The sequence below is a fragment of the Microbacterium sp. genome (assembly GCF_031179285.1).
GTDB lineage: Bacteria > Actinomycetota > Actinomycetes > Actinomycetales > Microbacteriaceae > Microbacterium.
The window spans coordinates 1-6,269 of the sequence record NZ_JAPSHY010000057.1; the positions used below are offsets into that span (position 1 = coordinate 1).

General features: G+C 67.0%; 7 protein-coding genes. 1 reads left to right on the forward strand and 6 read right to left on the reverse strand.

From position 1 onward, the window contains the following. Positions 1-336 precede the first annotated feature (336 nt). The 6 genes from RIN18_RS17100 to RIN18_RS17125 form a co-directional block, all read right to left on the reverse strand. The gene (locus tag RIN18_RS17100) at positions 337-465 is read right to left on the reverse strand and encodes a hypothetical protein (protein ID WP_309105185.1); all 129 of its coding nucleotides are present in this window, start codon (positions 463-465) and stop codon (positions 337-339) included. Positions 466-1,111: 646 nt separating this feature from the next. Then, on the reverse strand, positions 1,112-2,122 hold the full coding sequence (locus tag RIN18_RS17105) for an SDR family oxidoreductase (RefSeq protein WP_309105186.1): 1,011 nt from the start codon (positions 2,120-2,122) through the stop codon (positions 1,112-1,114). 54 nt (positions 2,123-2,176) lie between these two features. Further along, entirely contained in the window at positions 2,177-2,668 is a 492-nt protein-coding gene (locus RIN18_RS17110; RefSeq protein ID WP_309105187.1) for a hypothetical protein, read from the reverse strand. A gap of 128 nt (positions 2,669-2,796) precedes the next feature. Continuing rightward, the gene (locus tag RIN18_RS17115; RefSeq protein WP_309105188.1) at positions 2,797-3,360 is read right to left on the reverse strand and encodes a hypothetical protein; all 564 of its coding nucleotides are present in this window, start codon (positions 3,358-3,360) and stop codon (positions 2,797-2,799) included. 213 nt (positions 3,361-3,573) lie between these two features. After that, on the reverse strand, positions 3,574-4,230 hold the full coding sequence (locus RIN18_RS17120) for a response regulator transcription factor (RefSeq protein ID WP_309105189.1): 657 nt from the start codon (positions 4,228-4,230) through the stop codon (positions 3,574-3,576). Beyond that, a complete protein-coding gene (locus tag RIN18_RS17125; protein WP_309105190.1) occupies positions 4,227-5,447 on the reverse strand; it encodes a histidine kinase in 1,221 nt (406 codons plus the stop codon). Before RIN18_RS17125 ends, RIN18_RS17120 begins: the two co-directional genes overlap by 4 nt. 287 nt (positions 5,448-5,734) lie before the next feature. Here RIN18_RS17125 and RIN18_RS17130 point away from each other — a divergent pair, with 287 nt between their 5' ends. Further along, the gene (locus RIN18_RS17130; RefSeq protein WP_309105191.1) at positions 5,735-6,214 is read left to right on the forward strand and encodes a DUF1269 domain-containing protein; all 480 of its coding nucleotides are present in this window, start codon (positions 5,735-5,737) and stop codon (positions 6,212-6,214) included. Positions 6,215-6,269 lie beyond the last annotated feature (55 nt).

Sequence of the window (6,269 nt, forward strand, 5' to 3'; positions counted from 1 at the left end):
AGCGATGAAGCCGAAGCCCTTGCCGGAGTCGAACCACTTGACGGTGCCGGTTGCCATAATTCCTTCAATCTTGCTGTTGCGGCCTGAGCCGCGTGAAAAGCGCAGAACAAGAAACGTCCTGCGCCGTGGTAACCCTAGCGTGCCTGAGCCCGCCGCCGCTGAGAAAGTTTCCTCAGGAGCTGTCGAAGGGCGCCCCGAGGACGACGAACGCCCCTTCGTGGCGAGACGAAGGGGCGAACGTGGAGACGGAGGGATTTGAACCCTCAGCAAGTCCCCGCAAGATCCGGGTGACCCGCACAAACTGCGGAAGATCAGCGTTTCTCGGCAGCTACTCGCTCACCCCGGGCCGACTCGTTCGCGGACAAGTGCTGAGTTTTCGCTGACCACCGGCACGCGCCAACTCGCTTGCCGCTGCGGCGAACCGATGCCGAACGGATCGTCGTTGACCGTCTCGTCGTCACTCATCGCCCCCTGATGCAGGAATGCCGCCGAGTCACAATAGGCTTCGGCGGCATCTAACCTGGTCCGCGAGCCGCGGGAGCCTTGACGGTGACGGCAGCACAGCGTGCGGCGGTGGCTACGACAGGGAGCCGTCAGGCTCCCGCTCGCGCTCAGACCCACTCCCAGGCAGCCCGAGAGCGCCGACTCGAGGCCATCTCAGGGAGTAAGGGTCTTAGGTCCTGGGTCCTGGGTCCTGGGTCCTAGGTCAACATGCTCGCTAGTTCCTTCAGGTGTGCTTCCCGAACCGTGGCAGAGATGAGCACTTACGATCCCCTCACCCCTCGCCTGGCGGGGTCGCTTGCGTGAGCAAGGCGATGGGCGAGACGAGGCGTTGCACGTGCGGGGCTCCGATGCGCAAACCGGAACTCGAGAACCTCAATAACCGATGCGGCGGCGGTACTCACGTTCGGCTGGCGGCGTAGATGTATTGGCTCCGGACACACCGCCCACGTGCTCGCCGTCACCCCACTCATCGTCGTCGAACACAACCGGTCGGCGTCGCACTCCAAGAACGCTTGCCCCTTCAGTCGCCGCGAAGGCGCAACGAGGTGTCCGCCGAGCGTCGAGGGATCTCCCCGTGCTCTGGCTGCACAGAGCGACGGCTGAGCCGTTAGAACGCCGACTCGCCGCCGTCCGACGCCAGGAGCGCCCCGCTCACGTTCACGCCATCGTCGCTGAGGAGGAAGGTGATCGAAGCTGCCAGGTGCTCCGGCAGCGCGATGGGCACGGGGACAGCGAAGCTGCGGACCCGTTCTGGGCCCAGGCCGCTCGCGATGGACGGGCGCATGCCGGTCAGTGTGCCGCCGGGTGCGACGGTGTTGACACGAATGCCTGAGGGCTCATACATGAATGCCATGCTTCGGGTCACACCAACGACCGCGTGCTTCGAAGCCGTGTACGCCAGTCCCGCAGACGAGCCGCGGAATGCGGCTTCGGAGGCGACGTTCACGATGCTCCCCTCGCCCGCTTCGAGCATGAGGGGGACGACCGCTCGCGTCAGCCGCACGAGCCCGAACACGTTGACGGCGAACACGCGCTCGAGCATCTCGTCGCTCACCTCGTGGATCGCGCTGAAGTCGTCAGCGAGGCCGGCGACGTTCGCGAGGCCGTCCACGCGACCTTCGGTCGCCTCGATGATCCGAGCGACAGCCGCTGCGTCGGTGATGTCGGCGTTGACAGGCCGAATCGCGCCCTCCGGCATCTCGTTGCTCAGCTGAACGAGGCGTTCCTCTGACAAGTCAACCGCCACGACGACGCCACCCTCAAGAGCAACGCGAGACGCGACCGCGCGTCCAATGCCGGAAGCCGCGCCGGTGACGACGACGGTGCGGCCGCCGAAGCGCCCGGGCACGGTGAGCGCCTGCCGGGCATCGCGCTCAGGCACCTCCGTGCCGGCGTCACCCAACTGCGCGACCAGACCGCCCGCCACGCCATCCGCGTCGGGTGCCCCCGTCGCAGCCAGCATGCGCGATAGCGGAAGGTTGCGCAGAGTGTTGAGGGTCGCGCTATCCATGCCGGCGCGCTGGGCGAATGCTTCGAGGATGCGCGAACCAGTGGGGTGTCGCGCCCACGAGCCGATGGTGCTCTCGGTAGAGAGCTTCTGGTCTGGGTATGTAGTCATGATTGTTCCTTTCCGAGGGTGGGGGTCCGGCGGCGAAACGGGCCGTCCGGGTGATCAAGCCGCGAACGGGGCGGCAAGGCAGTCGTCGATGCAATCGCGCAGGGCGTCGAGCGCGAGGTCGAAGGGTGCGACCATGACGTCCCGCGGCCCGAGAGCCTCGATCAGGGAGCGGGCTGCTTGCACCGCACTGGCCCGGATCTCGAAGACCACGACCGAGTCGCCTCGGCGCAGTGCCGTCCCGAAGCGCGTGAGTTCCGCGGAAGGAACCCCGAACTCCCGTGAGGGATCCGCGGTGGCGTCAGTGCCGCACTGGACGAGTCGGAGGGGAGCGCCGGTCGGGCCGAGGGCGCCGCTGACGAGCGCTCCGCGCCCGGATGACCAACGGACAGCCGCTCCGCGGTGCGGCGTACCGTCGGTGACGACATCCCCGAGCGCAGCAACACCCATCACATGATGATGTGTGGCGGCCACTGCTCCAGCGGCGCGCGCTGCGCCGAGGCGGTCTTCGAAGGCGGCAGCGATGATGAGGCTGGTGGGAGTTTCCAAGGTGCTTCTCCTTCGGAGTTCGACGAATGATGCGGTGTGATCCATGCTGATGTGAACATTGCGTTGGGGCGTCATCCGCCTGCGCCGACACTTCTCGTTCATACGCAGTAGCCGGCGCGTCGATGCGATCAATGGCCCAGAACGAGCACCATGACCGCGACGAGGCCAGCCCCGGCGAGCACCGCGATGGATGTGAGCTGCTGCCGCCATGACAGCTGTGTGCGTCGGGCGGCGATGAGCACGAGCAGCACGAGCGCGAAGAAGTAGAGGGTGATGGCGATGAGCAGCGCGTCGCCGACCTGGAGCAGGCCGAGCGTCGCGGCGGTGAGCACGACGAGGGGCAGCGCGGCCGAGGTGAGTGCTCCGATCGCGATGCGCAGCATCCGCGCCAGGTCCCGTGGCGCCGGATACGTGCCATGACCCACCTGGTGCGCGATCACCTCCGCGACGACGCCCGCGCCGGTGATGCCGATAACGCCCGCGGCGAGCGTGACCATCGCATCGGCGGGCGCGTGGTGACCGTCGAGCGTGAGGGTGGTGACGATCGCGAGCCCGGTGAGCGTCGCATACACGCGCTCCTTGAGCGCAGCGGCGCGGTAGGGGGAGGGTCGAGTGCCGAAGGTCCTGCGGAACGCGTCACGCAGGCGCGCACCGATCGACGCGGAGCCGGTGGTGATGGGAGCGGTGCTCACCCGCGGACCAGTGTCGTGCGCTGGATGACGGTGGCTCCCCAGTCGAGCCAGGAGCAGCCGCGGGGGCCGCGCTCATCGGGGCGAGTCGTTTCGTGCATGGAGGCTCCTGTGTGTCGCTCATCGTCTGACATCTTCAGTCTCGCGAGCATGGCCGCGGCGCTCGTCGTCTGAGCAGGGCATCGTGCGTACTGCACCCGCAGTACGTGCGAGGACTCAGGCGAGCCCGGCTCGGTGCGCGAACGCGATCAGCTGCGCACGATCGCGCGCGCCCACCTTCGCCATCGCCCTGTTGACGTGCGTCTTCACGGTGTAGGGCGAGAGGAACAGCTGACCGGCGATCTCCTCGTTCGAGTCGCCGCTGACGACGCTTCGCACGATTTCGTGCTCCCGGACCGTCAGCGCCTGGAAGCGTGCGAGCATCTCCGCGTCGGCGGACGCCGGCTTCGTCGTGGCGACGTGATCGATGAGCGACGCCGCGACAGAGGCTGAGAGCGCTCCGCCCCCGGCGACGACGGACCGCACGGCCTGGGCCAGCTCCTCAGGTCCGGATGCCTTGTTCAAGAACCCGCTCGCACCCGCGCGCAGCGCCGCGAAGATGTTCTGATCGTCGTCGAAGGTCGTGAGCACGACGACGTACGGCCGGCCGTCCGATCGCTGCTCCTTGATGCGTCGCGTCGTCTCGACGCCATCGATGCCGGGCATGCGGATGTCCATGAGGATCACGTCGGGGTCGAGTGTGTCGAGCTCTCGCAGGGCGGAGAAGCCGTCTGGCGCTGCTCCCACGACCTCGATGTCGGGGAACGAGTCGAGCACGGCGGTCAGCCCGATGCGGATCATGTCCTGGTCGTCGCAGATCATGACGCGGATCATGCGACAGCCCTCCCATCCATTCGAACTACCGCTGTGACGCGGAACACGTGCGCGTCCTGCTCAACCTCGAGCCGGCCTCCGACCGTCTCCAGCCGCTCGCCCAAGCCCCGCAGCCCGTAACCGCTCCCCTGCTGCGGCAGCGTGCCGTCGCCTACGGGATTCTCGACCCTAAGCGTCAACTTGGGCGCACGGACCTGGAGCGCGATACGGGCGGTCCCATCACCGTAGCGATGCGCGTTGGTCAGCATCTCCTGCAGAGCCCGATAGACAGTCGCGCTCACGCCGTCTTCAATGTCAACATGCAACTCATCGATCGAGGAGTCCACGCGGAGTCCAATCGCTCGGTAGGTCGCCAAGAGGTCCCCGAGGCGGTCCACGCTCGGCACGGGAGCGTTCACGTCGTCGAAGACATCTCCATCTCGCCGCAGCACCTTCAGGATGCGCTGACTCTCCTGCAATATCGACCGCACGCCTAGCCTCGCGTCGACCAGAGACTTCTGGCTACGTTCCGAGCCCGCCGGAAGAGCTACCTCAGCCATGCTGATGTGCATGTTCACCACAGCAACCTGGTGGCCCACGAGGTCGTGCAGGTCGCGAGCGATGCGAAGTCTCTCTGCAGTGAGGCGTGCGGCCGCCTCCAGCTCCCGGCTGTGCACGGCATCTGTCGCCCGTTCCTCGACGGACTTCAAGAATCGAATGTGCTCGCGAATGCCGCTCCCGGTCGCGGCCGCCGCATATGTGACAGCGAGCGCGGCCAAGGCGGACGGATTCGCGAAGCCATTGTGTCCGGGAAGCACCACCGAGACGTACGCGACTGCAGCCCCAAGTGGCGCAAGGACACGCCCCCGGCCGCCACGCAGGGCGATGAGGAAGACGCCCATCGCGAGGATGCTCCAGGTCACCACGACGCCTCGCTGCAAGAGCGCTGCGAGCAGAGGTGCGACGAGGAGCACGGCCGTGCCCCAGTGAGGCCTCTTCCAGGCGAGGGCCGCTCCGGCTGCAGCCATCATCGGCAGAAGTGCCCCGGCGAACGTCACGAGCAACGCGCGGTCCTCATTCGTTACCGGCGGCTGGAACCACCGGAAGAACTCCACGCCAGCGCCGGTGATCGCAGCCACTCCGATCACCCCGAGCAACGAGCGCTCGAGGACCCGCATCGAGCGCAGCCCGAAGGGATGGCGGATACCCGCGGGAACGAACGGAGAAAGGGAGAGCACACCTGATTGTGGTGCTGCGTGGGACCGCCTGCGTACTCCGCCCGCAGTAGTTGCACTCAACGACGACGTGCTCAGGCTCGCAAGCCTCCTACTCTCGGCCTCTGCCCGCTCATCACCACCACATCGGCTCGACGCACCGGCTGCTCTCCTCGTCTTCTTCCCGCGACCACTACTGCAAATAGACGACGAAGCGTCATCCTCGCGGACCAGGCGATCGAAAGGGGCCCCGGCAACGATGGAGTCAACGAAGCCCACGGAAACGATCGGGCAGAACTAGGAGTCATGACATGACCAAGCACGCCACCTCCCACGAGATCCTCGCCGCCACCTTCGGCACCCCTGACGGCGCTGCTCGCGCCGCTGGGGCGGTCGCGTCATCGCACCCCGAGGAGGTCGCCAACACCGCCGTCGTCTACGTCAAGCCGGACGGCACCCCGAAGTTCTTCGAGTCGAAGGACTGGGGATCCGGTCGAGGCGCCCTCGTCGGCGGCGCCATCGGACTCATCGGCGGCCCCCTGACGGCTCTCGCCGGCGGCGCCATCGGCGTCCTCGCCGCCAAGCTGCGCGACCAGGGATTCCCCGACGCCGAGCTGAAGCGACTTGGCGCCGACCTCGGTCCCGACCAGTCTGCCGTGGTCTTCGAGATCATGACTGACGGTGTGCCCAGCGCGACGGGCATCCTCGAATCGCTCGGCGCAAGCCAGATCGTCACTCAGCCTGTCGGTGCTGACGTGGCCGCTCTGTTCGACCGGGACGCGATCGTCTAGTCCCCCGCCCGCCGTGCTTGCCGTCGGCGGCGCGATAGCGACTCTGGTCGCTACC